The organism is Paraburkholderia sp. D1E (genome assembly GCF_052682275.1).
This window is the reverse complement of the sequence record NZ_JBQYMB010000001.1, coordinates 2,847,777-2,874,551: the sequence shown is the minus strand read 5'-3', so window position 1 is coordinate 2,874,551 and position 26,775 is coordinate 2,847,777. Positions and strand designations below refer to the sequence as shown.

Sequence of the window (26,775 nt, the reverse complement as noted above, 5' to 3'; positions counted from 1 at the left end):
GCGTGGCGTGGTCGAGAGCTAAGGAGCGGGCCGCTTGGTGGCTCGGCCCCGTGAATCTACCAGCGTCAGCGTGCAAGCGTAAACGAGCGGACCGCGCTGCTCTTCTCATAGAAACGGCCATTTTCGAACTGCTCGGCGACGATCGTCCAATAGTAGACCCCGCCCGGCAGGTCGCTCACCACGAGTTGGCCACCCGTCAGATCGGTCCGATCGACGAGCGGATGGCTCAGGTCGGCGGTCGTGGCCAGCACGAAGCGAAAGCGCGTCTCGACCGTGGAGCGGCTGACGAACCAACGGAACTCGTAGTCGCGGCTGCCGGCGCGCGGCCCCGCCGACGCGGCCAGCCCAAGTTGGCGCCGCTCGAAACCGTACACCTGGGGCAGGCCTTCGAGCCCGTTCGCGTCGATCGCGGCGATGCGCACGAAATACGTGCCGTCGGCCAGATCGCCGAAGTCCGCATGCGGCGCGCTCACGCGCAGATCGCGGATCAGGTCGAGCTGATCGGCGTCGCGTGCAATCTGCACGCGATAGGCCACAGCGCGCTCGGCCGACACGAGGTCGAAAGCGACGGTTTTGCCGTCCTGCACTTTTGCCGGTTCGGTGAGCGACGGCGCGGCCAGCAATTCCACCGGACTGCCGATCGCGCTGCCCGCCCGCGTGATACTGCCAAAGCTTGCCTTGATGAGTTGCGCCGAGGCCTGCAACGGCACGCCGGGTGGTGGCGCAGAGGCCTGGCCGCCGACCGCGGCCGGGTCGACGCCAACGGCGCCGTCCAGCACTTCCACTGCCGTGGTTCGCTCTTCGCCGTCGTAAGCAACCTTGAAGCGCGTACCGCGCACGCCCGCGACAACCGACGGCGAACGGATCTGGAAGCGGTCGTCCTTTTTGGTGGCGTGCGTGACCTGGCTCTCCACTTCGCCATGCTGCAGATCGAGCACGCGATCGCCCGCGCCGGTCAGCACGGTGCGCCGCAGCTTGCCGATGTCGAGCTGGCCGTCCTGCGACACCGTGACGTGCGAGCCGTCCGGCAACTCCAGTGTCACGAAGCCGTTATGGCCGGTGCGGATGCGGTCGCCCTCGCCGAGCGTCGTGCCCGCCGAGAGCGGCGTGTAAGGATTCGTGCCGAAAGCGTGCTCGGCCGGACCGCTCGTCGCGATCACATGCGCCGACTCAGCGTCCTGTCTGAGCCTGTCGGCCGGCAGACGCAGCGCGATTCCAGCCGGCATGCGGCGTGGCGCGGGCACATGATTCAGGCGGCTCAACATAGCCCAGTCGCCGGAGTCGCGCAGATAGCGGCCGGCGATTTCATACAACGTGTCGCCTTCGTGGGTCACGTAGGACACATAGACTGGCGCAGCCGTCCTGGCGCGTTGCTTCGGCGCGCGGGACGTTTGCGCATCCGCCGATACCGGCGCGAAGCACGTTATCGCGATCAGGCCGGCCATCGCCAGCACTGCGCCGGCGCGGCGGCCCGGTGAACCTGTGCAGCCGGGTGCGACCACAGCGAAAGAAACCGTCACGCGTCCCCCGCTTCGGGGCGGTTTTCGGCCGCCGCTGGCGGCGTATCGGATTCGATCCGCTCGAGCCGGTATCCATAGCCGTAGATCGGCGTCAGACGATAGCCCTTCTCCGGGCGCAAGCCGAGCTTGCTGCGCAGCATCGATACGTGGGTGTCCATCGTCCGCGACGGGATGTCCGTTGCCTGCTTCCAGATCACGTCGAGAATATGCGCGCGCGACAGCGGCCGGCTCAGGTGCTGGAACAACAGCAGCGCGAGCTCGAACTCCTTCTGCGTCACGGCGACCGTCGCGCCGCGCACCACCACATGCTTCGCGCCCAGATCGAATTCGAAATCGCCGAAAACTTCCTTGGCCGCAGGCGGTTTCAGGTGATACGCCCGGCGCAGCAACGAGCCGACGCGCGCCAGCAGGACCGCCGCGGAGACCGGCTTGACGACGTAATCGTCCGCGCCCGTGTTGAGGATCGAGGTGATATCGGTTTCGCGGCCGCGGCTCGTCATGAACAGGACCGGCAAGCGCTCGGAAAGGCTTCCGCGCACCCAGTGCAGCACCTCTTCGCCCGACATGTCGGGTACGTTCCAGTCGAGCACGAGCAGGTCGAAGGTCTGGCGTCGCAGCTGCCGCACCAACTCGCGGCCCGCGCCATAAGCGTGACAGACGTGGCCGGCCGCCGAGAGCGTTTGGCAAACAAGGTCGGCCTGAGCCGAATCGTCATCCAGGACTGCAATTCTCATAAAACCCCGCAACGCGGCAACGTCCTTCGTAATTGATGGCCGGTGAGCCGGCAGATGGCCGGGATGACGGCGCTAGCACCGACGATCCAGCTTCCTGTTTTCGTATTCGGCTGCACTCTTTTTCGATTAAAGGTCCCTCGCCTCGCGCCCCGTTCCGCCGCCCCACTATCTCGAAATTGGCGCGTATTTTGGCTTTAGCGCGCTGATTACCGAGGGGGCAGATCATCATAATCGAAAATGGCCCTTCTCTTTCCCGGATGCGATTATGCGGCGATCCGGCCCGGCTCGGCCACTGGGGGCCGTTCTATCGATTTTCTACAACGTCTCTCAGGCCCTGCCTGTTATTGAAATCGACCTCTACGGGTCGTTATCTGGATCGGTTGGTCTCGCACGCACGGTGATTGGCCCCGTCTACCTTTGTCATAGGTGGCCGTGCCCCGCTTTCGGGTAACAGCGATTTGACAATTGCGACTCAGTATAGGAACAGTCTCAAAATAAATCGTTTAAATATTGTCAAACCGATTTGAGGATGCGATCGCAGATAGACATCGAGCCGATCCTGGACAAGCTTCCTGAAACTGTCACCCCACAAGATGGCCTTCGATCTGCTGGAAAGCTTACGTGATCGCCCCACCTATGCGAACAGCATCAAGATGGAACTTAGGGCGGCGTGGGACTACGCGCTCGACGCCGCCCGGCTTCCCGAAAATACGCCAGGCTGGTGGCGCCAGATCATGCGTGGTCGGTTGCGCAGTAAGGGCGCAGTCGCAACGGTGCGCGTGTCACGGACAAGCGTTTACTGACGGGCCCCGAGGTCGCTGCACTCGTTCATGAGTGCAGGTACTCGAGGAGGATGTAGCCCGCCATGACTCGTCACGCTAACTGGCTGTAGCGGCCACATTGACCCGCGCCGTATGCAATTTTTTATAGCTGTCGATCAGGCGGTGGTGCCTATCGAGACCCTCCAGCTTCATACTCGTTGGCGTTAAGCCATAGAAGCGCACGCTGCCGTCTACCGATCCCATTACGGCGTCCATCCGGGCGTTGCCAAACATCCGACGGAAGTTGACCACGTAGTCGTCCAGTTCCAGGTCGTCATCGAGCAGCACCTCCAGCACCACATTCAAGGCCTGGTAAAACAATCCGCGCTCGACCGTGTTGTCGTTGTACTGCAGGAAGGCTCCCACCAGTTCTTGCGCCGCCTCAAATTGCTGCAAGGCGAGATGAATCAGCAGCTTCAACTCGAGAACTGTTAGCTGCCCCCAGTCCGTATTCTCGTCAAATTCGATGCCGATCAAAGTGGCAATATCGGAGTGCTCGTCCAGCTCACTGTTCTCCAACCGCTCAAGCAGTGCTGCCAAGGCGGCATCGTCCAGGCGATGCAAGTTCAAAATATCGGCGCGGAACAACAGTGCCTTGTTCGTGTTATCCCAGATCAAATCCTCTACCGGGTAAACTTCCGAATAACCGGGCACTAGAATCCGGCAAGCTACGGCACCCAGTTGGTCATACACCGCCGTGTAAACCTCTTTGCCCATGTCGTCGAGAATGCCGAACAAGCTTGCGGCTTCATCGGCATTGGAGTTTTCGCCCTGGCCGGAAAAATCCCACTCAACAAACTCGAAATTCGCTTTGGCGCTGAAAAAGCGCCACGACACCACACCGCTGGAATCAATGAAGTGCTCAACAAAGTTATTCGGTTCAGTCACCGCGTTGCTGACAAAGGTAGGCTGAGGTAGATCATTCAGGCCTTCAAAACTGCGCCCCTGTAGCAATTCCGTCAGGCTCCGTTCCAACGCCACCTCGAAGCTCGGGTGTGCGCCGAACGAGGCAAAGACACCGCCTGTGCGCGGGTTCATCAATGTGACGCACATCACCGGGTAGGTCCCACCCAGCGACGCATCCTTTACCAGCACCGGGAAGCCCTGCTCTTCCAATCCCTGAATCCCGGCCAGAATGCCAGGGTATTTCGCCAGCACTTCGTGCGGCACATCGGGCAATGCGATTTCACCTTCCAGAATTTCGCGCTTTACCGCCCGTTCGAAAATCTCGGACAGACATTGCACCTGCGCTTCGACCAGCGTATTACCGGCACTCATGCCATTGCTGACGAACAGGTTTTCGATCAGGTTGGACGGAAAATACACCTCTTCGCCGTCCGACTGCCGCACAAATGGCAGCGAACAGATGCCGCGCTGCACATTGCCGGAGTTGGTGTCGTACAGATGCGAGCCATGCAACTCGCCATCGGGATTATAAATTTCGAGGCAGTACGCATCCAGAATTTCAGCCGGCAGCGCATCCTTGCGGCCAGGCTTGAACCAGCGCTCGTTCGGGTAATGTACGAACGCCGCATTGGCGATGTCTTCGCCCCAGAATGCGCCGCCATAGAAATGGTTGCAATTCAGGCGCTCGATAAACTCTCCCAACGCCGACGCCAACGCGCTTTCTTTGGTCGCTCCCTTGCCATTGGTAAAACACATCGGCGAGTGCGCATCGCGGATATGAAGCGACCACACATTGGGAACGATATTGCGCCACGAAGCGATCTCAATCTTCATGCCCAAGGCCGCCAGAACGCCCGACATATTGGCGATGGTTTGCTCCAACGGCAAATCTTTACCCACAATATAGGTGCTGGTATCAGAAGCCGGCTTCGACATCAGCAAGGACTGAGCATCGGCATCCAGGTTTTCGACCTCTTCAATGACAAACTCGGGTCCGGCTTGCACCACTTTTTTAACCGTACAACGGTCGATGGAGCGCAAAATACCCTGGCGGTCTTTGGCAGAGATATCCGGCGGCAACTCAACCTGAATCTTGAAAATCTGTTGGTAGCGGTTTTCCGGATCAACAATATTATTCTGTGACAGGCGGATATTTTCGGTAGGAATATTGCGAGTTACGCAGTACAACTTCACAAAGTAAGCTGCACACAAAGCCGATGAGGCCAGAAAATAATCGAAGGGGCCAGGCGCCGAGCCATCGCCTTTATAACGGATAGGCTGATCGGCCACTACCGTGAAGTCATCGAACCTGGCTTCAAGACGTAGTTTATCGAGAAAGTTGACTTTAATTTCCATGGGGAAATTCCAAAAATAGTGCTCAAAAAAAATATGAAGCCCTGTAAAAAAACAGGGCTTTAATAGTCAGTCAACTAGCGAATGATGTTTCCTGGCGGGAATTCTACTCCCACCCGATCGTCAATCGCGGGGCCGGATCCTTGTGGCGATGGCGTTTTCGCCCCGCACAGCGTCTGAGGCGCGGTGCCCGCCTCAGACGTACATTGAGATTGAGAGGGTCCTTTCGAATCCGCGTTGCGCAACTGGCCTATCTGACGCTCTCAATCTCGGGCATCGGCGCGAATAGCGCGTCGAGATCGTCGTCCGAGAACTTGGCGGCGCCGGCGGCGTCTTCGGAGAGAATGCTGTCGGCGAGACCCGCTTTCCGCTCCTGCAACTCCACGATCTTTTCCTCGATGCTGCCCGCGGCAATCAGTTTGTAGACGAACACCGGCTTGTCCTGCCCCAGCCGATGCGCGCGGTCGGTCGCCTGATTCTCGGCGGCGGGGTTCCACCACGGGTCGTAGTGAATCACGGTATCCGCCGCGGTCAGATTCAGGCCCACGCCGCCGGCCTTCAGACTGATCAGGAACAACGGCACTTCGCCCTGCTGGAAGCGCTCGACCGGCGTGACGCGGTCCGTCGTGTCGCCGGTCAGAATCACATAGGGGATCGCAGCTTCCTCGATCGCTTCGGCGATCAGCGACAACATGCCGGTGAACTGCGAGAACAACAGCACGCGCCGTCCTTCCTCGATCAATTCAGGCAGCATCGACAGGAGCAAATCGAGCTTGGCCGAACGCATGACGCGCGCGCCCTTTTCGGCTCGTTCCGTTTTTTCCGCTTTGTAGCGCTTCTCGCCCGGTTCACCCTGATTCTCGTCAACCTTGATTTTTCGCACGAGGCGCGGATCGCAGCAGACCTGTCGCAGTTTCAACAGGGCATCGAGCACGATAATGTGGCTGCGCGCGAGACCCTGCGCGCTGACCGCCGCGCGCACCCTCTCCTGCATCGCCGTACGCACGGTTTCGTATAGATCGCGCTGTGCACCTTCCAGATCGACTGAACATACGATCGTGGTCTTGGCCGGCAACTCCTTCGCGACCTCGTCCTTACGACGGCGCAGCATGAACGGCCGGATGCGGCGCGCCAGCAGCGCGCGGCGCACGCCGTCACCGTTTTTCTCGATTGGATTGCGCCAGCGTTTGGTGAAGTCTTTCTGACTGCCGAGAAAGCCCGGCAACAGAAAGTCGAACTGCGACCACAGCTCACCGAGGTGATTTTCCAGCGGTGTGCCCGTCAAACACAGCCGATGCCGCGCGCGCAATCCGCGAATCGCCTGCGCCGCTTTGGTAGAGGCATTCTTGACGTACTGCGCCTCGTCGAGGATCAGCAGATGATAGTCGTGCTCGGCGAGCACCTTCTGATCGCGCCACAGCAGCGCGTAAGTCGTGAGAATCAGTTCGTGCTGGCCGATCTGCTCGAAACGCTCCTTGCGCTGCGGGCCATTCAATATCAACACCTTCAGTTCGGGGGCGAAGCGGCGCGCTTCCTCCCGCCAGTTGTGCACGAGCGTGGTCGGCACGACGATCAACGCGGGACGGTCGAGCCGTCCGGCTTCTTTCTCCGCGAGGATGTGCGCGAGCGTCTGCACGGTCTTGCCGAGACCCATATCGTCGGCGAGCACGCCGGCCAGATCGTGTTCACGCAGGAACTGCATCCAGTTCAGGCCTTGCTGCTGATACACGCGCAGTTCCGCCTTCAGGCCACGCGGCACCGGCACCTCGTGCAAGCCCGGGCCGGCCTGTAGACGCCGCGCCAACTGACGGATCGAGTCGTCGCCCTGAAATTGCCAGCGGCCGGTGCTGTTCAATGCTTCGAGCCGGCCCGCATCGACGGACGGCACGCGCAGCGGCGCGCCGTCTGCTAGCGCACCGCCGAGTGCGTCGAACAGGTCGACCAGCACGCGTACTACCGGCTTCAACCGGTCGGCGCGCAGACGCAGACGCTTGTTTTCATCGGTCTTCAGCTCGATCGGTTCGTCGTCGGCGATCGTTTCGAGCGCGCCGCCAAGCCAGCGCCGGTCGCGCCGGAACAGATCGGCGAGTAGCGGCTCGAGCCGCACATTGCGCTCGCCGATGCGGATGCCCATCTCCAGATCGAACCAGCCGTCGCCTGCCTGATGCGCGGTGCCGTCGATCGCGTCGATCTCGATGACGTTGTAGCGGAACGTCGGCGCCATCGTCACGCGCCAGCCTTTACTCACGAGATCAGGCACCGCGTCGTTGACGAAGGCGGACCAGGATTCGGCATCGGGCAGACCGAGCATCGTGTCGGGCAGAAGCCGCGATGCATACACGCGGCTGGTCGGGACTTTCTGCAATCCGGTCTTGCGCAGTTCGAGCAGGCGCTTCTTTTCGGCTTCGTAGCGCCGGCGGATATGAATGACGTCGCCGCCCGGCATCGGCACGAGCGTGACGCTGCTGTCGACGTTGATGCTGACGCCGTCGTAATCGAAGCTGACGCCGGCCAGTTCAACAGCCTCGGACTTGCGCGGCCCCGTCTTACCGGCCGAAGGCAGCGCATGGCTGTTGAGCGTAAGCACCGGCACCGGATCGACGTCGATCACGCGGATCGAAGACGCATCTTGCGTGGGCGGCAGCGGCAGATCGGGCGCGATCTCGCGCAGCACCGCGGCGACGAGCGGCGCTTCGGCGAGCGAGATCGGCGGCATGGCGAGGTAATCGGGCAACTGCTGGAACGGCAACGACGACTCGACGATGCCCGCTTCATTCGCGACACCGTCTACATACCAGACCGGCTCGGTGGGCAGCACCATGGTGGCGCGCGGCTCGGTGCACAGCACGGGCCGCAGGCGTTCGTCCGCCAGCGGTTCCCATTCGATCCGCCCGGGCCGCTCGGCGCCACGCGACAGCGGAGTCGGCCCCTCGTGACCCGGCGCCGGTTTGAACTCGAAGAACAGGCGCCCCGTGGCAATCAGCTTTTGCAGCATCTCCGCACCGCTCGTACCGCGCAGAATGAACTGGCCGAAGTCCTCGCGCGAGCGCCCCAGCCACAGGCCGCGCAGAATCGACAGGTCTTCGTCGGAGACGAATCTGGGTTGCTTGAGCAGGGCCGCTTCCACATTGCCCCAGGGCTCGTCGATGTCGACAATCGTGCCGTCCGGTTTGCAGCGCGCCCGGTACAACACCACCTCATGGCGCATGTGGAACCTGGACCAGTTCAGGAGATAGGCCAGCGTTTGGGTGCGCGCTGCGTCCGCCTTCTGGGCGACCGCATCGGCAGCCTCGGCGCGCGCGCGAAAACGCTCGAGCCAGCTAACCAGCTCGGGGCGCACGCCGGACTGCGCCTGCACTGCCGTTCCGGACGGTGTCTGCGGGTAGCCGGCGGACGCGTGCTCGTCGGCGCCGATGTCGACGTTGGTGATGTGGTCCATCTCGTCGTGATACGCGAGCTCGGCGAGCAGCAGCGCGGCGACATGCTTGCAGTTGCGGCCGACCGGGCAGCTGCAGTCGCCCTGCGCCCACGGTGAACCGCCATCGGTACGAAATCGCACTCGCGTGCGGTAGGGTTGGCGTTGCGTGCCTTGTACATTGCCGCTGAGCGTGTCGCCGCGCCACTCCACCTTCGTGACTGCGCCGACTGAGCGTGCCTTGGCGACGGTGTGGTCACCCAGCCATTCTGTAATCCGTTCCCGATCGAAGAAAACTGACGACATCAGGGTCCATTCCTTTTCAAGCCGGCGAAGGCGACTATGCGCGGACGCAGAAGCGACCCGGCAGGCGATGAATGGCGACTGCCCGCGCAACTCGGTCCTGCATAGATTGCCCGTGGTAACCCGCCATTTTACGCGTTGGACGCAATTGGCTGTGGAGGCGGCGTTGAAGGCGGCATAAGACGCCGAAAACACGGCCCGGGCTAGCGCGTAGCGGCAGCCGCCGGGTCGACGCGACTACCGTCTCCAGCATCTGACCCGGAGCCGCCTTGCGCAGGCGCCCCGACGCTGACTTCCAGACCCGTTGCAGCAAACACCTGAGCAAGTGCCGGAGCCGGCGCCTGATCGGTGACCAGCAGATCGACCGCATCCGGGCCGAAGGCGTGGACGAGCGCGCTATGGCCGAATTTCATGTGATCCGCCGCGACCACACGCCGCTCGGCCTGCGCAAAGGCCGCGAGCGAAAACGCCACGTCGGCGGGCAGTGCGTCCATGAAACGGCCCTGCATGTCGATCGCGGTGACCGAAACGATCGCGTAGCGCACATGGAACTGCCGCAGGAAGGCAAGCACGCTGTCGCCAACGGCGGCGGAGTCGTCGGCGCGCAGTTCGCCCCCCGCGATGAACACCCGATTGCCGTTGCGCGGCGCCAGCACGCGGGCGACTTCGATCGAGTTGGTCACTACCGTGAGCCGCGAGCGCGCGGTCAGCGCCTGCGCGATGTGCAGGCAGGTCGTACCGCCTTCGAGGATCAACGAGTCGCCATCCCGCACGAGCTCGCTGATGCGCGCGCCAATGGCCTGCTTGCCTGCGCGGCTTGCCACCATGCGCCGCTGGAACGGCGGCTCGTCGAGCCGCTCGGGCAGCATGATCCCGCCGTGGACCTTGATGAGCAGGCCATCGGCAATTAGCGGCTTGATATTGCGGCGGATGGTCTCGTCGGAAACCTCGAAGCGGCCGGCGAGATCAGTGATCGTGCACGTGCGCTGCTCGTGCACGAGTCGCAGAATTTCGGCTTGGCGTTGGGTGGAGAACATAGGGCTCGTGCGATAACTGATGGAAAGAGTCTAGCAAAACACACACTTAAATGGAGGAGATACCCACACATTACCAAGCAAAACCATATCTAAAATTGACGCTAAGCGAATCTCGATCGAGGCGGTTGTGCACTGGAAGCGACCATTCGCACAGGCTAATAGCGTTTCACTATGGCTATCTTGTGACGCCAGCACTCACGCAACAATTCCAGACAGATGTTGCACTCCGTGTTTTTTTACGGCAATCTGTGCACAGTCATTCAACCTATTCCCACACATGTCCACATCCATTCCTGCCCACGCACGCGTCGTCATCATTGGTGGCGGCATCATTGGCTGCTCCGTCGCCTATCACCTCACGAAACTGGGTTGGACCGATGTGGTTCTGCTCGAACAGGGCCAACTGTCGTGCGGCACGACCTGGCACGCGGCTGGCCTCGTCGGTCAGTTGCGCGCGCAGGAAAGCATGACCAAATTGATCCGTTACTCGACCGCCCTCTACGCCGAACTCGAAGCCGACACCGGCCTCGCGACCGGCTGGAAACAATGCGGCTCGCTCTCGGTGGCCCGTACGGCCGAGCGGATGACGCAACTCAAGCGCACCGCCGCCGTCGCGCGTGCCTACGGCGTGGCGTGCGACGTGATCAGCCCGCAGGAAGCCGGCGCTCTATGGCCGGTGATGCGCACCGACGACCTGCTTGGCGCCGTCTGGCTGCCGGGCGACGGCAAAGCGAATCCCACCGACCTGACTCAAGCCCTCGCCCGCGGCGCCCGCACACGCGGTGCGCGTATCGTCGAGAACACCCGCGTCACGGCAATTCACACGCGCACCGCGCTCGAAGACAGGACAAACGGCACGACAGGCGCACGCGAAGTCAGCGGCCTCGCCTGGCGCAACAAGGACGGCGAAGAAGGCACGATCAGCGCGGACATCGTCGTGAATTGCGCGGGCCAGTGGGCCAAGGCGGTTGGCCGTCTATGCGACGTGACCGTGCCGCTGCACTCGGCCGAGCACTACTACATCGTCACCGAACGCATTGCCGGCGTGCATCCGGACCTGCCGGTGATGCGCGATCCGGACGGCTTCATCTACTTCAAGGAGGAAGTGGGCGGCCTCGTGATGGGCGGCTTCGAGCCGAACGCGAAACCGTGGGGCATGAACGGCATCCCGGACAATTTCGAATTCCAGTTGCTGCCGGACGATTGGGATCAGTTCGAAATCCTGATGGAAAATGCGCTTCAGCGCGTGCCCGCACTCGAAACAGCGCAAGTGAAGCAGTTCTACAACGGCCCGGAGTCGTTCACGCCGGACAACAACTTCATGCTCGGCGAAGCGCCAGAGTTGCGGCGCTTTTTTGTCGGCGCGGGCTTCAATTCGATGGGCATCGCGTCGGCCGGCGGCGCCGGCATGGCGCTCGCCGAATGGATCGTTGCCGGCACGCCGACCATGGACCTGTGGCCGGTCGACATTCGCCGCTTCGCGCGCTTTAACGGCAACGACACCTGGCTGCACGACCGTGTGAAGGAAACGCTTGGTCTGCACTACGCCATGCCCTGGCCGAACCGCGAACTCGATACCGCGCGACCGTTCCGCCGCTCGCCGCTCTACCCGATGTTGCGTGACCAGGGCGCGAGCTTTGGCAGCAAGATGGGCTGGGAGCGTCCGAATTTCTTTGCGCCAAGCGTGGCTGAAGCGAAGATCGACTACGCCTTCGGCCAGCAGAACTGGCTGCCGTGGAGCGGCGCCGAGCATCGTGCCTGCCGCGAAGGCGTGGCGCTGTTTGACATGACCTCGTTTTCGAAATTCCTCGTGAAGGGGCGTGACGCGCAAAGCGTGCTGCAAGGCATCGTCACCAACGATGTTGCGGTGCCGGCCGGCACCACCGTCTACACCGGCATGCTCAACGAGCGCGGCACCTACGAGTCCGACTTCACGTTGACCCGTCTCGCCGACGATCAATACCTCATCGTCTCCGGCTCGGCGCAGACCACCCGCGATTTCGACTACATCGAGAAATCGATCCCGCACGACAAGCACTGCACGCTGGTCGACGTCACCGGCCAATACGCAGTGCTGGCGGTGATGGGCCCGCGCTCGCGCGAGCTGCTGCAGAGCATCTCGAAGGCAGACTGGAGCAATACGGCATTTCCTTTCGGCCAGAGCCGTGAAGTGGATATCGGCTATGCAACGGTGCGCGCCACGCGGCTCACCTACGTCGGCGAACTAGGCTGGGAACTGTACGTGCCGGTCGAGTTCGCGGCGGGCGTCTACGAGACGCTGCAAGCGGCGGGCCAGCCGTTCGGCCTCGTCAATGCGGGCTATTACGCCATCGATTCGCTGCGCATCGAGAAAGGCTATCGCGCATGGGGCCGCGAACTGACGCCGGACTCGAACCCGTTCGAAGCGGGTCTCTCGTTCGCCTGCAAGCTCAATAAAGACATTCCGTTCCGTGGCCGCGAGGCCTTGCTGAAACTGCGCGCGGAACCGCTGCGCCGACGCATGGTCGTGCTTACCGCAGACGGCGCGGCCGATCGCATGCTGTGGGGCGGCGAGGCGATCCTGCGCGACGGCAAGCCAGTCGGCTTCGTCAGCTCGGCGGCCTTCGGCCATACGTTCGGCTGCCCGGTGGCGATGGGCTACATCAACAATCCGGACGGCGCGGCAGACACGGCGTATTTGAGTAGCGGCCGCTACGAGTTCGACGTGGCCGGCGACCTTCTGCCGGCCACCGTGCATCTCAAAGCACCCTACGACCCGCGCTCAGAACGCGTCAAAAGCTGATCGAACCGGAACCGCTCATGCCACACCTTGATAACAGCTACATCCTGAAGCTGTCGTGTCCCGATCAGCCGGGTATCGTGCACGCGGTCTCGGCCGCCTTGCTCGAAAGCGGCGCGAATATCGTTGACTCCGCGCAATTCGGCGACCGCCGCACCGAGCGCTTTTTCATGCGCACGTATTTTCAGTTGCAAACCGGCGGCAGCGCGAGCTGCGACGACCTGCGCAAGCACTTCGAACCGCTCGCGCAACGCCTGAACATGCAATGGCAGATCGCCGATGCGTCTCACAAGCCACGCGTTCTGCTGATGGTGTCGAAGATCGGGCATTGTCTGAACGATCTGCTGTTCCGCTATCGCACCGGACAACTGAACATCGAGATTCCTGCGATTGTGTCGAACCACAAGGATTTCTACCAGTTAGCCGCGAGCTATAACATTCCGTTCCATCACTTCCCGCTCCTGCAGTCGACACCTGCGGCGAAGGCTTCGCAGGAAGCGAAGATCTGGGAGGTGGTAGAGGACCATGCAATTGATCTGGTGGTGCTCGCGCGCTATATGCAGGTACTTTCAGCGGACCTGTGCGAGAAGCTGGCCGGCCGGGCCATCAATATTCACCATTCGTTTTTGCCGAGCTTCAAGGGCGCCAAGCCCTACTATCAGGCTTACGACCGCGGCGTGAAACTGATCGGCGCAACGGCGCATTACGTGACGACCGATCTCGACGAAGGACCGATCATCGAACAGGCGGTTGAACGTGTGGATCATGCGATGGACCCCGACGAGCTGACGATGATCGGACGCGACGTGGAATGTGTCGCACTGTCGCGGGCGGTTAAGTGGCATCTGGAGCATCGCGTGATTCTTAACGGACATCGAACCGTGGTGTTCCGATAAGGCCTGCCAGATTGATCAGCGGGCTCGCCTCCCAGCCCTACGACACAGCGCCGCCCTCGCCTGAAAGACCTGGGCGGCGCGTCTCTCAAGCCCGGCGTCCGCCGCGCGCCATACTTGACAACACCCCATCGCGGCGGATCAAACCATGAAACAGCGCCGCCGCGAGATGCAACAGCACCGCGGCGAACAGAGCGAATGCGAGCCATGTGTGCAGTGCACGCAGTACCGCGAACAGTTCGATGTTATACGGTGCAATCGGCGGCAAATGCAGCGGGCCGTATAGCGTGAGCGGATCTCCCGCGGCGGATAGCATCGCCCAACCGATCAAAGGCATCGCCGCCATCAGCGCATAGAGAACCAGATGCGAGGCTTTGGCCGCGATGCGCTGCGGCGCCGGCATGTCTACCGGCAACGGCGGACTGCCGCGCCTGATACGCACGCTCGCACGCAATATCACCAGCAACAGCAACGCAATGCCGAGCGGCTTGTGAAGCGCGACCAGCGTGCCATGCGCATGCGACACCGTCGCGACCATTCCCACGCCGATGAACAGCATCGCGATGATCAGCGGCGCCATCGTCCAATGCAGGAGCCGCGCGAGCGGACTGAAATGTGCGTGTGCCGGCTTCATGACCGACCTCCGTTTGTCTGCGTTTGATGAATCTCGGGATGCAGCGTTTCTTCACGCGTACGGCGCTTGTACGACAGCGCGTACGCAGCCGAGCGCGCGGCGAGCAACGGATCGTCCGACGGTTTGATACCGCTCGGCAAAATGGTGGGATCAAAATTGACGTCGCGGCAGGCACCGTTCTCCTGCGATGTCGTGTGATCGATCACCAGCGTGCCCGCGTCGATCTGCTGACGATCGTCGGGCCATTGCATCGTTGCGTCGTCGGTGGGGTCGCCCGGCCGCGCGACCGTCAGGATCAGATGCCAGCGCAGCGGTCCACTTTGCAGGCGCTGGTCGAGATCGGCCTCGAGGAAATTCTTCTCTGCCTTTTGCGCATCGGTAATCGGCGCGTACGGCGTCTCAGGCACCATCGCCCAACGCACCGCGCGGCTATTGCCGGCGGTGTCGGTAAAACGGAATGCGTTGATGCTGTAGTACGCGGCATTCGCCAGACTCGATGACGGCGGGTGCGCTTTCACCCAAGCCTGAAACGGTTTGGTTTCCGGATTCGCGGCGTAAAACGCTTTCAGCTTCGCAGGGTCCGGTTTACCGGTCGCGGCATCAGGTTTCGCCGCAACCAGTTGCTGATAAAACTGCTCGGGCGTATGTACGGCAAAAACGGGTGTCGAATTCATCCCCGTGCGCCACTGCTCGCCGTTCTGCAACTGGAACAGCAAGGCCATGCTGCGTACCGGAGAGCTGGTATCGGGCGCCGACGGGTTGCCGCCCGGCACAGCAAAACGGCCCGTGACCGGTGTACGGCCAACAACCAACACTGCGGCGCGCGACAGCACCGCACCGTCGCCATTACTGTCGAAATAGCCCTCCACGCATAGGCCCTTTGCATGGTTGCGGCGGTAGCCGGGATGCGGCTGGCCGGCCACCGCTTCGAACGTATTGATGAAACGCGGCGCGGTGAGCCGCCCCGGTGTCAGCCAGCCCGCCGTATAGGCAAAGCCGCCGGCAAGGACTGCAACGACCGCGCCGATCGCGGCGAGCCGGCATGGCACGCATATAGGCTCAGTATTGGGAACGGATGGTTTTGTCACGACGGCTCCTTGACTCTCGGATAGATGCACTCATCGGCTAACACCGCATTCGGTGATCTATTCCATCCGAGATCCGGCGCGTCCGTTCACTATGCGCGCCGGAGATCGATCGCTTCAATTGACGTCACCCGCCGACGCGCTGCCGCTCGCGAAGTGGCTTGCGGCGGCCGCCTGTGCAGCGAGCGCTTCCTTGTGCTGCTCGACTTGCCGTGCGAAAACGGGATTGACATCCGGATACGATGCGTCGGTCACGTAATCGAGGCCGTTCTGTTGAGCTTCAATCAATTCCTGGTACACCTGAGCACGTGTCTTACCTTCTGCAAAAGCGCTCGACGAAGCGGCGAAAGCGACAAAAGCGACGGCGGACAATGCGGCAAAAGTAATCTTCTTCATGATGAACTCCAGTGAGTTTTGCGCGGGCTTGCATGAGGGAGAACCACGGGTTCGTGGTTTTTATTCCTGCATTGGCGATTCGAAAAAAACAAACTTCGAACCCGGAATAAACCCGCACTTGCGCGTGTTCGCCACTCGATAGCTGAAATCTGACAACCGCCAAAACCATGACCTCAACCGACGTCCCCTCCGACTCGCCGCTTTCCGAAGCCGACATTCAGGCCTATGCCGATGGCACGCTGACGCCGGAACGCGCCGCGTTTCTGCAGGACTATCTCGGCAAGGACCCGGCGGAGGCGCGCCGGGTGGCGTTCTACGGCAGGCTGAACGCGCAGATGCAGCAGGCCTTCCAGACAACTGAAGAACCCGTTTCGAGCCGTGCCGAAGGATGGCGCCGCGCACTCGACCCACTGAAGGCCGCGAGGCGTCCGGGCAAAGCGGTGAAGGCGTTCGGAGCGCTCGTGCTGACGCTGGCGGCCGCGAGCGGCTGGCTGGCCGCCACTCAGGTGTCCCGCCAGGCACTCGACAATGCCGCCGTGATGGCGCTGGCAGAAACCGCCGACGCACGGTTTTCCGCCGCATCGCCAACGCGGACCGACGTGTCCGCGCCCAACCTCGCTGCAATCGGGTTGCGACTGGTGGATCAAAGGGTCCTATCGCTTGGCCCATTCCAACGCGCCAGCGAGTTCATTTATCTGAACGGAGACAACCGTCCGGTGGTGCTGATTTCGACGCTGGCACTGCTGGCGCCGGCTCAGCCGCAATGGGCCGCCCACCGCATCGGCGAGATCCGCCTGCTGACCTGGACAGCCCGGCGGCAGCGCTTCGTGGTTGCCGGCGACGCCCGCACCCACGGCCTGATGCGCGCCGCCGACGTGATGACCATGCGCTAAGCCCTGTCCGGATTTTCGCAACGCAGCCAAACACAACGGAATAAAATGCGCCCACGCGTGTTTGCACCTCGAATGCGCGTGGTGATTCAATCGACAGCCGCCCACCCGGCGCCCGCGAGAAGCCCCACGATTGGGATAAACAATGGATGTCCGTGACGAGTTGATGGAGCATGTGCCGCGCTTGCGGCGCTATGCGCGAGCGCTGATCAACAATCGCGATCTCGCCGACGATCTGGTGCAGGACACGCTCGAACGCGCGCTCGGCCGCACCGGCATGTTCCAGCCCGGCACCGATCTGCGTGCGTGGCTGTTCACGATCATGCATAACGTGTTCGCCAACCAGGCGCGCAAAGCCTCGGCGCGCGCCGTCCACGTGGCGGTCGACGACGACAGCGTTCACGAAAGCGAATTTGCCGTACCGTCCGATCAGACCCGTTCGCTGGAAATGCGCGACCTCGACTACGCGTTGCAGCGTCTGCCCATGGAGCAGCGCGAAGTCGTGTTGCTGGTCGGCCTCGAGGAAATGAGCTACGCCGACGTGGCCCTTGCGCTGAACATTCCGATCGGCACGGTGATGTCGCGCCTTTCGCGCGGCCGCGAGCGGCTTCGAGCATTGATGGCGGGCACGCAGCCCGGTGCAAAATTACAGGTGGTGCGATGAGCGACCAACACACGCCGATCGGCGAAGAAGACCTGCACGCGTACGTGGACGGCACGCTGTCCGACGAACGACGCGTCGAGGTAGAACGCGCGCTCGAACAGAACCCCGAGTTGGCCACGCGCGTCAGCGATTATTTTTCGCTGAACAACATGTTCCATGAACGCTACGACCGCGTGCTGAGCGAGCCCGTGCCGAAACGCCTGCAAACGCCTCTGGCCAGTGGGCGCCGCTGGCGCATTGCCGCCAACTGGCCGCAGTTCGCCGGGATGGCTGCGGCGCTGGTGATGGGCGTGGGCATCGGCGTGGGCACGCATATGGGGCAGGACGTCATTGCGCCGGTCGCCAGTCACTCGTCGGATACGCGGCCCGTTAGCGTGGATAGTTCCGAGGGTTTCGCACGGCAAGCCGCGGTGGCGCATGTGGTTTATATGCCCGCTGTCGACCGTCCGGCGGACATGAATGCCGATCACGAGCAGGATTTCGTACAGTGGCTGTCCAACCGGCTCGGCACCAACGTGCACCCGCCGATCCTTTCGAAGAGCGGTTTCAATTTGTCAGGCGGCCGCCTCTTGCCGGGTGCCGATGGGCCGACCGCGCAATTCATGTATCGCGGGCCAAACGGCGAACGCGTGACGCTGTGTATTTCGCATCGTCAGGTGAACGCGAATACCACTGCATTCAAGCTGTATCAGGACGGACCGGTGAACGTGTTCTACTGGGTGGACGGCGACTTCGGCTACGCGGTGTCAGGCGGCATCGATCGCAAGGCGTTGTTGCAACTGTCGCATGACGTGTATTCGCAGTTGACCGGGGTCGCTCCGGGTTGAGGATGCCGCATCGCGGCACGATAGTGGCTTCAGTTTGCTGAACCGCTACCGCGGTCGAGCGACGCTGCACGCATTGCGTCGCTCGGATTGGTGAAGAACTGCCGGCGCAACTGCGTGATCTGCGCATCGCGTTGCTGAGGCGGCAAATCCTGCTTGTCGATCTGCGCGCGCTGGCTCGAATAGTCCGCGTAGCGGGCTTGCCAGGCGTCTTCGGCCTGCTGCATCTGCACGACGCGTTGCGCCGCTTCAGGCCCAAGTGTCTGCGTAATCTGCGCACGCATCGTATCGAGCGAAGCGCCCTGCTTCTGCGCCTGGCCGATTGCGTCAAGTGCGGCCTGCTGCTGGCGTGCACGCTCGTGGGCCGCGCGGGTTTCCGGCGGCAGTGCCGCGTCTAGCGCGGCGAGACGCGCCGCTTTTTGCGCCGCGCTCAACGAGCCATCAGATGCGATACGCAAGCGCGCCAAATCCGTGTGTTGCTGCTGTGATTCAGCGCCGAAGAACGGTTCGTTCCACTCGCCCATCAGCCGGGCGCCTAACGCGTCGCGCTGGTCGAGTGAGAGTTGCAACGCGTCGAGGTCCGGCTTTGCGCCGCTCTGACTTTGGTTTTGGTTTTGGTTTTGGTTTTGGTTTTGAGTCGGGGAATTCTGCGGCACTTGTGCGAGTGCTGTGAGATATGCGTTGTAGCGCTGCCAGACGGTCACCGCTTCATCGGCGGCCGGTGTGCCGTCGAGTTGCGCGGCGATCTGGCGACGCACCAATGCATCGAGCATCGCGGCGGAGATTTCGTTTTGCGTCGTCAGGAAGTAATCGAAGAAATCGCGGACCGCACGCGTGCGCGCGAGGTGGCCGTGGCCATCGGTTGGCAGATGCGGCGGTGACGAACCGTCGAGCGAAGCGGGCAATGCATCAGCCATCGACGCGCTGGCGCCCATGCCCTTGCTCGAAGCGAGCGCGGTTTGCGCGGAACTCGCTGCATTCGCCGCATGCGGCGCTGATGCATCACCCGCCGACGGCGGGCGGTTCAGCCACAACGCAGCCACGGCAGACACCACGCCCACCGCCACGAAAACCAGCCACTGGCTCCGCGCACTGCCCCGTTGCCGATCCAATCGCCGCATCCGCTCAAACGCCTTGTGTCTTCAGCCGGTTTGCCTGCGTACGAATCACTGCCACCGGGTCCGCCGCATTCGCGCCACGCACGCCGAGCAACTGGTTGATTTCGTCGAGATGGTTCCACTTGTAACTGATGCCGAGCACCTTGCCGTAGAGCGCGCTGCACACCGATACAAGTCCATCGTTCTGTCCCGACTGGCGGCTCAGCATGATCGCGCCGGTGCCGTACAGAACGAGTGTCGACGGATCAAGAAGGTTGGCTGAATCGATTGGCGCGACGCTGGTGTCGGTGGCGCCCGGAATGCCCAGCAGTGAAGTCGGCTGGATCGCACTACCCGCCCACGAGTACAACAGATGCGTGTTGCCATTGACGGTTTCAGTCGCCGCGCCGGTTTGACACGAACCCGGCGCACCGAGACCCGCGCTCGGATAGCGCAAGTTGTATGCCGCGGCGTTCGCCGTGGTCAGCGTTTGCAGCGCGGCTACTGCATTCTGATTGGTGTTGTGATTGCTACTCGTCAGGATGCCGAATATATTCGCGAAGGCACCGAGAATCGGAGTCGAAAGACCGGTCGGGTCTTTTTGCAACGCGTCCTGCACGAAGTCGGCGAACTCCGAGCCGCGATGCGGCGTGCCAATCGTGGTGACCGACGCAACGAGTTCCGGCGCTACCGCCGCGACGTAGCGCGAGGTCAAACCGCCCTGGCTGTGGCCGATCAGGTTCACTTTCTGCGCGCCGGTTGCGGCCAGGACCTGCTTCACATAAGCGAGTAACTGTTCGCCGCGGCCGTTCGGACCGTCGTCGCTTTGAAAGCCTGACAGGTTCGCCACGTACACGGTTGCGCCGTGCTGCTGGAGGTCAGACTGAATGCCGTACCAGTAGTCGAGCACGCCGAGATATTTGTCGGTGCCTGTGAGGCCATGTACGAGAATGATCGGATAGCGGGTTGCCGCGTAATCGTCGGTGCTGGCGTTCGACGTCGCGGCGACAGCGCGATCTATACCGGCTGGTGTGGCGAGCGTCAGAAGAACGGCGAGCGGAGCATTGGCGACAACAGCAGCGATCGCCCAGGCGACGATACGAGAACCCTTCGATTTCGACATGTGACGGCCTCCGGTTGCGAAGTCCGCGTATTTAGCTATACAAATCGAGTGAGGGCAATAGAGCGGGAACTCAAAACTGGCTATGGAACGGTGCGAGTTGAGGGTTTAGCGCCGTGTTGCGATGCGGTGAGCATCGAAGGTATCGAGTTCGATAATGCTGCCTGGATTCGGGCTTGACTTGACCAGCTCCCGCGGCGTAACCCCCAGCAACCGCCCCATCCAATGCGCCATATGACTCTGATGCGCGAAGCCCGTCTCCAGCGCAATCTGACTCGCGCTCAGCCTGCCTTGAAGCAACAGCGCTCTCGCCTGCTCCACTCGCCGCTGCACCACATACTGATGCACCGGCATACCGAGCGTCTCGCGAAACAGCACCTTGAAATGCGGCACACTCAACTCGGCGTGCGCAGCCAGTTCGCCAAGCGTGAGGCGCTGATCGAGATGTGCTTCGATAAACTCGATCACGCGAGCAGCGGTCTTCGGCGCCAGCGTACGGCGCTTGCTCTCAAGCTTGTCGAGCACCGGCGCGCTGCCAATCAGCCGCACAACCATGGCCGTACACAGACTCTCTGCATACAGCGGATCAGACGCATCGTCCGCTTCGAGTTCGGCACGTAACGCCCAGGCCAGATGCTGAAAGCGCGGATCGCGCATCTGAAATTGCGGGCGAAGCTGCGCATCGCTCGTCTTCAATTCCAATTGTTCGACAGTCCTCTGCGCAAACTCTTCAGCGATCCACACGCTGAAAATCGTGCACGCGGATTCATCGGTCCACTGCCCGTCGACGCCCGCCGGAATCACATCCGCATCGCCATGCGCCTGAATCCGCGAGTAGCGGCGCTCGTTGCACATGCAACGCGCCTTGACCGGCGCGCCGACATGCACGCCCACGCGATGATGCTTGAGTGCTGGAATCCGGTGCAATCCGGCTGACACGTTGACCAGCTCCGCGCCGAAGCCTCGCCAGCCGAGTGCCTTGCTTGAGCGCAATGCAATGCGGGAACCACTGTGCGGCTGCGGTATCGGTGTCACGGCATTCATTGCTTCCCCTCGTGGATGGCGGCCAACGTGTGTGCATTGTGCTGCGTTTTTCCTGGCTTTGCTTGACCCGCACCGCCTCAACCCGCATGTTGCGGCGCCACAAAATAAAACAATCATCCGAATCTGCGCACGACAATCCGCGCCCGCGCGTTTCTCCATCCCTACCTCCCTAAGATGACGACACACCGATACGGCAAGGAGCCCAACGTGTTCGTCATCTTTGGAGCAGCAGGCGATGTAGGCAGAGTGAGCGCCGCGGCATTGCGCCGGGCCGGCCGTGAGGTACGCGCGGTCGTGCGTGACGGCAAGCAAGGTGAAGTGTTAGCAGAAATCGGCTGTGAAATCGCCATTGCCGATCTGCTCGACCCGGCTTCGGTAGCGCGCGCTATCGAAGGCGCGTACGCGGTACAGATACTGTGCCCGGTGCCGCGTGCAGATGCCGATCCCGCGAACACGATGCGGCGCATGATCGACGTGAGCGCCGACGCATTACGCGCCAACCCGCCTCAACGCCTGCTTGCGCTCTCGGACTACGGCGCGGAACACGCGAGCGGCACCGGCATCACGACACTGTTTCACACCCTCGAAACGCAACTCGCGCCTATCGACTCACAGTTGACGTTTCTGCGCGCAGCGGAACACATGCACAACTGGGCTCGCGTATTACCCATCGCGCTCGCGAGGGGCGTGCTGCCGAGTCTGCATCATCCCTTGAGCAAGCTGTTTCCGACGGTTGCCGCTGAGGATGTCGGCCTGCTGGCCGCCGAACTATTGCTCGACGACAGACCGGCCAGGGTGTCGCCACGGGTGGTTAGTATCGAAGGTGAGGCGCGCGTCAGCGCGCTAGACGTCGCACGCACGCTCAGTGAATTGACACACCGTCCGATCGCGGCCCATGAAGTGCCACGTGGCGAATGGGCCGCCATGCTCCAGGGCGCGGGACTCGGCGAGAACCACGCGCGACTCATCACGGATCTGTACGACGCGCACAACGCGGGCCGCATCGACGTCGAAACGGAGATCAGCGAACGGCGCTTCGGCGCGACCGCGCTAGCGGACGTGTTTGCGTCGATCCTGGCGCGCGTTGCGGTAACGTCAACTGCAAGTGCAACTTCAACAGCGCGTTAGACAGCACTCGCGATAGGAGAAACAGCATGCATACCTGCCCTTTGCTGCGCGCAACGGTGGAACCGCGGAAAATCGCGGCGCATCGAACGCCGCAAACGCGCGCGACCACGAACGCCCGCTACTGGATGGCAATCGCGGCAAGTCTTGCGGGACTGACAGGCTGGCGAGCGCTTCGGGACGTGCTCAACGCAATTCCCGACAGCAACGACGACTTTGGTTTGTTCTGATTCGCAGCGACTCGACTTGACTCGATGCATCATGGATGCGTCATAGATTCGCCGTACATATCTACGGCGAATCTCACCAGCATAACAACGCAATAAGTTGACAAAATCGACGCTTCAACACAGGCCGCCGTTTGCAAAAGGCGGCCTGTACCCATGCGCTAGTTACTCGTTCTCGTCGAAGTAATGCCCGAACTTCACCTGCTTGGTGCGAATATAGCGCTCGTTTTCCTCGCGCATCGGAATCGCCAGCGCGACCCGCTCGCACACCGGAATGCCGTGCTTCGACAGCGTATCGAACTTCTCCGGATTGTTGCTCATCAGGCGCACCGAGGTGACCTTCAGCGTGCGCAAAATGCCCGCCGCCGAATCGTATTCGCGCGAGTCGTCAGGCAAGCCGAGATCGAGATTGGCCTCGACGGTGTCGCGGCCCTGCTCCTGCAGCGCATACGCGCGAATCTTGTTCGACAGGCCAATGCCGCGCCCTTCGTGGCCACGCAGATACAACAGCACGCCGCAGCCTTCGGCCGCGATATAGCGCAGCGCCAGATCGAGTTGCTCGCCGCAATCGCAGCGATATGAGCCGAGCACGTCGCCCGTCAGGCACTCGGAGTGCAGGCGCGTCAACACGGACGACTTGTTTGCGACATCGCCCATCACGAGCGCGAGATGCTCGGCGCCGCTTTCGGCCACGCGAAACACGTAGGAAGTGAACGTGCCGTAGCGCGTGGGGAGCGTGGCGGTAGCGTCGAGGACGACGCATTCGCCGTTGATTGCGCCGTCTGCTGCTTGCGACGGATCGTGAGACGTGAGCATGGCTTTAGACAATGGTGCTGACATGAACCCGATCAATCCGGGAATAAGGTACGGACTGGGAGTTTACCGCTAATCGGCGCGATGCACCCGGATGTCCATACGCCGCGCACGGAACCGCTGCGGCGGCGCCCGGTATCCGGACTAAACGTGCCGCGCGCCACAGGTATTCCCGAGGTACCCCGGCCGCGCGTCGCGCCTATACTGAAACAGCCTGTCCCTCACGACAGCGCGCCGCATCGGCGTGCTGCACTGCGAAACGGAGCCGCTCCATGACAAGCGTTGCACAACTTCTTAAAACGAAACCGGACAACACCATCGTCTTCACGGTCGGGGCCGACGATTCTGTCTACGAGGCAATCAAGCTGATGGCCGAAAAGGGCATCGGCGCACTGGTTGTGACGGACGGCGACAGCATCGCCGGGATCATTACGGAGCGCGACTATGCGCGTAAGGTCGTCCTGATGGACCGTTCGTCGAAGGCGACACCGGTGCGCGACATCATGAGCAAAGCCGTGCGCTTCGTCCGTCCCGACCAGACCACGGATGACTGCATGGCCCTGATGACGGAGCGGCGCATGCGCCACTTGCCGGTGATCGAAAACGATCGCCTGGTGGGCATGGTATCGATCGGCGACCTGGTGAAGAACATCATCGCCGAGCAGCAGTTCACGATTCAGCAACTGGAGTTCTATATCCACGGCGAACGACCCTGAGGTTCGCCGCCTTTCGCACGCCGCGCGGCACTTCGGGCATCATACGCTGCGCGACACAGGGCGCAAAAAAAGCCCAATCCTTGAAAGAGGTTGGGCGAAGCTACCTTGCGGCAGCGGAGGTTCCTGAATTGTGAACCGCAACCGGACGCGGCACTGCGAATTCGTTTAACGGGCGGTACAAGCTGTCGAACGCCGCCATCGGCAAAACACAAAGTTCTTCAATGCGCGCCGCATAAGGCGCGCATTTCCGTGCTTCCATCAACTGCTGGATGATCCCGGGACGTGCGCCGGAATATTCCTCGCGCGCCCCGCTTCGATCAACGACCGGCGAACCGTGCCGGCTATCGTCGAAATCAGTTACCGAAATAAACCGACTTCGGGCCGGACATCTGCTGGACCATGCCACCCGCCTGCGACGAACCGTTCACCGCGCCACCGTACCCACTGGTATTCGCGACCGGTTCCTGCGTCTGTGCGACGGCCGGGTTTTGCGCCTGTACACGGCTTTCGGCGGCTTGAACGTCAGCCGGATAGTTCGGGTCGTTGCTCGTGCTCGGGTTGTAGCCGGCTTGCTCCAGCTGGATCAATTGATTGCGGACGTCCGCGCGGGTCACGGGCTGGTCACTCGATTGAGCAAACGAAGCGACCGGGGCGGCGAGAATAGCTGCAATGGTGATTGCCTTGATAATCGATTTCATGATGACTTACCTCCAGACTTGGTTTTTTTGGTTCGCTAACCACACAACGTGAGAAGCGACTGGTTTCAGTCTAGTCACCCGATTGCCGAGGGAAAACCCTTAATTACGAGATACATAATTGTTGAAAACGCAAGAATGCGTCGGAAGTTGCTGTTTGCATATATTGAAGGGATAGCTTTACCGTAATAATTGTCGGGATCGTAACCCTTTGTGTCTGACGTTTCAAAAATGCGTGTCCACTGGGCTTTTTTTACCGCGTTGCCTCGCGTTGCTTTACTACCGCTAGTTAAATTTGCGCGCCCGCCAAAGCGCCGGCATGCGGCGGAAGCAGCAGTTTTCGCGGCCCGCTGACGAACGCACTACCCGGTTCAAAAAACCGTAACGGCTGATGCATCTCGCGCGACAAGCCAATGCGCGTCGTCACGCCTATCGGCACGTCCCCCGTCTCTATCGCGCCGATCCACAGATCGCGCCCGGTGCAAAGATCGCGGCCGTCGAATGACTGGCCGATGCCTAAGGCCATGGTGAGCCGGCCCGGGCCGCGCGCGAGGTCGCGCAGCGGCACGCCAGGCCGCCGCGTCTCCATCAGGGGCAAGCCTTCCAGTGGCTCGATGGCGCGAAGCAGAATGCCGGCGCCAATCCCCTCCGCTTCGGCGGACATGTTCAGCATGTACGAAAGCCCGTACGTAAGCCGGACATAGGCATAACCGGGGGCGAGAAACATCGCGCCGTTATAGGGGCGGCGGCCTAAAAACGCGTGGCTGGTCGAATCGCCGAGCGGATAGGCTTCGGTTTCGACAATCCGGCCGCTGATGCGGCCTTCCGGGAGATCGTGCACCAGGTATTTGCCGATCATGAAGCGCGCCAGCGCGACCGTATCGAGCGGCAATTCGTCACGAAGCAATGGGAGGATGGGCAGCGGCTGAGTCGGCATGCGGTTCGGACTGGATGTGAAGCGCAAAGCGCAGGGTTCGAGGGATGCGCCGCAGACGCAGGAACAGGCATGCAGCCCACACGGCAGCAAGCGACAGGCGCCATCGGCCTGCATTCCTCGGCCCATTCGTTGTACCTGAACCTCATTTCCGGGCAGGGTCGCATTCACCATGGCACTAATTGGAGTATCGTGTGTTTCCGGCCTGCAGGACAGCCTTTGCCGGTATGGTGTTCAGGTCCGCCCCATCATCTTACAGACTGAAAGAAGTTGCACGACCCGCAGCAGTGTTCCATTCAGATTTGATCCCGAAGTACCCGCAGGTGCAGTACACCGGCCCATCCGGGGCCGTCGTATTCATGACAATAGGAGAGAGTTGAATGAAAGCATTCCAGGCAATCAAGATGGTCGGCGGCGCGCTGATCGTTCTGGCGTCCGTCAATGCGTATGCGCAAAGCAGCGATGCGGCAGCTCCGGCTGCGCCCATGGCAGCTTCGTCGGCACCTGGCGCGAAGTCGGTCAAGAAAGCCGACCGTGCATTGGGACGCAAAGTGCGCACCGCACTGGCGAAGACCAAGGGCCTGAGCGTGGCCAACATCACCGTACGCTCGCGTAGCGGCGCAGTGACGCTGGCCGGCACGGTGCCTGAGCAACCGCAAGTCGACCTGGCAACCCAGACCGCGCAAGGCGTGGCAGGCGTGACATCGGTCAAGAACGCCCTGACGATTCGTCCGGTCGGACAGTAAACGC

General features: G+C 61.8%; 24 protein-coding genes. 10 read left to right on the top strand and 14 right to left on the bottom strand.

Going from position 1 to position 26,775, the window contains the following annotated elements; all coding sequences use genetic code 11:
• Positions 1–65 precede the first annotated feature (65 nt).
• Together ACUN0E_RS12990 and ACUN0E_RS12985 are read right to left on the bottom strand one after the other, a co-directional pair.
• The gene (locus ACUN0E_RS12990; RefSeq protein ID WP_445570429.1) at positions 66–1,445 is read right to left on the bottom strand and encodes a FecR domain-containing protein; all 1,380 of its coding nucleotides are present in this window, start codon (positions 1,443–1,445) and stop codon (positions 66–68) included.
• A gap of 71 nt (positions 1,446–1,516) precedes the next feature.
• On the bottom strand, positions 1,517–2,254 hold the full coding sequence (locus tag ACUN0E_RS12985) for a response regulator transcription factor (RefSeq protein ID WP_408236404.1): 738 nt from the start codon (positions 2,252–2,254) through the stop codon (positions 1,517–1,519).
• Positions 2,255–2,847: 593 nt separating this feature from the next.
• Here ACUN0E_RS12985 and ACUN0E_RS12980 point away from each other — a divergent pair.
• Positions 2,848–3,057, top strand: a complete 210-nt coding sequence (locus ACUN0E_RS12980) for a hypothetical protein (protein ID WP_445566823.1) — start codon at positions 2,848–2,850, stop codon at positions 3,055–3,057.
• 75 nt (positions 3,058–3,132) lie between these two features.
• On the opposite strand, the gene ACUN0E_RS12975 is transcribed toward ACUN0E_RS12980, so the two are convergent.
• From ACUN0E_RS12975 to ACUN0E_RS12965, 3 genes are all read right to left on the bottom strand, one after another.
• Entirely contained in the window at positions 3,133–5,337 is a 2,205-nt protein-coding gene (locus ACUN0E_RS12975) for an OsmC domain/YcaO domain-containing protein (RefSeq protein WP_445566822.1), read from the bottom strand.
• A gap of 247 nt (positions 5,338–5,584) precedes the next feature.
• Positions 5,585–9,055, bottom strand: coding sequence for a DEAD/DEAH box helicase (locus ACUN0E_RS12970; protein ID WP_445566821.1), 3,471 nt, complete (start codon positions 9,053–9,055; stop codon positions 5,585–5,587).
• 200 nt (positions 9,056–9,255) lie between these two features.
• The gene (locus tag ACUN0E_RS12965) at positions 9,256–10,089 is read right to left on the bottom strand and encodes a DeoR/GlpR family DNA-binding transcription regulator (RefSeq protein ID WP_408236311.1); all 834 of its coding nucleotides are present in this window, start codon (positions 10,087–10,089) and stop codon (positions 9,256–9,258) included.
• Between the two features lie 277 nt (positions 10,090–10,366).
• On the opposite strand from ACUN0E_RS12965, the gene ACUN0E_RS12960 reads away from it, so the two are divergent.
• Complete coding sequence (locus ACUN0E_RS12960) at positions 10,367–12,871, top strand: GcvT family protein (protein ID WP_445566820.1); 2,505 nt, start codon at positions 10,367–10,369, stop codon at positions 12,869–12,871.
• Between the two features lie 17 nt (positions 12,872–12,888).
• Positions 12,889–13,764, top strand: a complete 876-nt coding sequence (gene purU / locus ACUN0E_RS12955; protein ID WP_445566819.1) for a formyltetrahydrofolate deformylase — start codon at positions 12,889–12,891, stop codon at positions 13,762–13,764.
• An 85-nt stretch (positions 13,765–13,849) separates the two neighbouring features.
• On the opposite strand, the gene ACUN0E_RS12950 is transcribed toward purU, so the two are convergent.
• From ACUN0E_RS12950 to ACUN0E_RS12940, 3 genes are all read right to left on the bottom strand, one after another.
• On the bottom strand, positions 13,850–14,395 hold the full coding sequence (locus tag ACUN0E_RS12950; RefSeq protein ID WP_445566818.1) for a cytochrome b: 546 nt from the start codon (positions 14,393–14,395) through the stop codon (positions 13,850–13,852).
• Positions 14,392–15,483, bottom strand: a complete 1,092-nt coding sequence (locus tag ACUN0E_RS12945; RefSeq protein ID WP_445566817.1) for a catalase family peroxidase — start codon at positions 15,481–15,483, stop codon at positions 14,392–14,394. The genes ACUN0E_RS12950 and ACUN0E_RS12945 overlap by 4 nt, the downstream gene beginning before the upstream one ends.
• Positions 15,484–15,597: 114 nt before the next feature.
• On the bottom strand, positions 15,598–15,876 hold the full coding sequence (locus ACUN0E_RS12940) for a DUF4148 domain-containing protein (protein WP_445566816.1): 279 nt from the start codon (positions 15,874–15,876) through the stop codon (positions 15,598–15,600).
• 167 nt (positions 15,877–16,043) lie between these two features.
• Between ACUN0E_RS12940 and ACUN0E_RS12935 the strand changes: the two genes are divergently transcribed.
• The 3 genes from ACUN0E_RS12935 to ACUN0E_RS12925 all read left to right on the top strand — a co-directional run bounded on the left by ACUN0E_RS12935 (position 16,044) and on the right by ACUN0E_RS12925 (position 18,257).
• Positions 16,044–16,769, top strand: a complete 726-nt coding sequence (locus ACUN0E_RS12935) for an anti-sigma factor family protein (protein ID WP_445566815.1) — start codon at positions 16,044–16,046, stop codon at positions 16,767–16,769.
• Positions 16,770–16,911: 142 nt separating this feature from the next.
• Positions 16,912–17,430 (top strand): sigma-70 family RNA polymerase sigma factor, encoded by a 519-nt coding sequence (locus ACUN0E_RS12930; RefSeq protein WP_054036380.1) that lies wholly within the window; start codon positions 16,912–16,914, stop codon positions 17,428–17,430.
• Positions 17,427–18,257 (top strand): anti-sigma factor family protein, encoded by an 831-nt coding sequence (locus ACUN0E_RS12925; RefSeq protein WP_445566814.1) that lies wholly within the window; start codon positions 17,427–17,429, stop codon positions 18,255–18,257. The genes ACUN0E_RS12930 and ACUN0E_RS12925 overlap by 4 nt, the downstream gene beginning before the upstream one ends.
• A 29-nt stretch (positions 18,258–18,286) precedes the next feature.
• Here ACUN0E_RS12925 and ACUN0E_RS12920 read toward each other — a convergent pair whose 3' ends face one another.
• The 3 genes from ACUN0E_RS12920 to ACUN0E_RS12910 form a co-directional block, all read right to left on the bottom strand.
• The gene (locus ACUN0E_RS12920; protein WP_445566813.1) at positions 18,287–19,375 is read right to left on the bottom strand and encodes a lipase secretion chaperone; all 1,089 of its coding nucleotides are present in this window, start codon (positions 19,373–19,375) and stop codon (positions 18,287–18,289) included.
• A gap of 4 nt (positions 19,376–19,379) precedes the next feature.
• Positions 19,380–20,474, bottom strand: coding sequence for a triacylglycerol lipase (locus ACUN0E_RS12915; RefSeq protein WP_445566812.1), 1,095 nt, complete (start codon positions 20,472–20,474; stop codon positions 19,380–19,382).
• 105 nt (positions 20,475–20,579) lie between these two features.
• Positions 20,580–21,515: a helix-turn-helix domain-containing protein gene (locus tag ACUN0E_RS12910; RefSeq protein ID WP_445566811.1), complete on the bottom strand. Its 936-nt coding sequence runs from the start codon at positions 21,513–21,515 to the stop codon at positions 20,580–20,582.
• A 207-nt stretch (positions 21,516–21,722) separates the two neighbouring features.
• Between ACUN0E_RS12910 and ACUN0E_RS12905 the strand changes: the two genes are divergently transcribed.
• A complete protein-coding gene (locus ACUN0E_RS12905) occupies positions 21,723–22,643 on the top strand; it encodes an NmrA family NAD(P)-binding protein (RefSeq protein ID WP_445566810.1) in 921 nt (306 codons plus the stop codon).
• 26 nt (positions 22,644–22,669) lie between these two features.
• On the top strand, positions 22,670–22,870 hold the full coding sequence (locus tag ACUN0E_RS12900; protein ID WP_445566809.1) for a hypothetical protein: 201 nt from the start codon (positions 22,670–22,672) through the stop codon (positions 22,868–22,870).
• A gap of 162 nt (positions 22,871–23,032) precedes the next feature.
• Here the strand turns inward: ACUN0E_RS12900 and ribA are convergent, their stop codons facing one another.
• Complete coding sequence (ribA, locus tag ACUN0E_RS12895; protein ID WP_408236440.1) at positions 23,033–23,683, bottom strand: GTP cyclohydrolase II; 651 nt, start codon at positions 23,681–23,683, stop codon at positions 23,033–23,035.
• Between the two features lie 269 nt (positions 23,684–23,952).
• On the opposite strand from ribA, the gene ACUN0E_RS12890 reads away from it, so the two are divergent.
• A complete protein-coding gene (locus ACUN0E_RS12890; protein WP_408212913.1) occupies positions 23,953–24,396 on the top strand; it encodes a CBS domain-containing protein in 444 nt (147 codons plus the stop codon).
• A gap of 353 nt (positions 24,397–24,749) precedes the next feature.
• Here ACUN0E_RS12890 and ACUN0E_RS12885 read toward each other — a convergent pair whose 3' ends face one another.
• Both ACUN0E_RS12885 and ACUN0E_RS12880 read right to left on the bottom strand, forming a co-directional pair.
• The gene (locus ACUN0E_RS12885) at positions 24,750–25,094 is read right to left on the bottom strand and encodes a DUF4148 domain-containing protein (RefSeq protein ID WP_445566808.1); all 345 of its coding nucleotides are present in this window, start codon (positions 25,092–25,094) and stop codon (positions 24,750–24,752) included.
• A 286-nt stretch (positions 25,095–25,380) separates the two neighbouring features.
• On the bottom strand, positions 25,381–26,028 hold the full coding sequence (locus tag ACUN0E_RS12880) for a DNA-3-methyladenine glycosylase (RefSeq protein WP_445566807.1): 648 nt from the start codon (positions 26,026–26,028) through the stop codon (positions 25,381–25,383).
• Between the two features lie 377 nt (positions 26,029–26,405).
• On the opposite strand from ACUN0E_RS12880, the gene ACUN0E_RS12875 reads away from it, so the two are divergent.
• A complete protein-coding gene (locus ACUN0E_RS12875; protein WP_408236266.1) occupies positions 26,406–26,771 on the top strand; it encodes a BON domain-containing protein in 366 nt (121 codons plus the stop codon).
• Positions 26,772–26,775 lie beyond the last annotated feature (4 nt).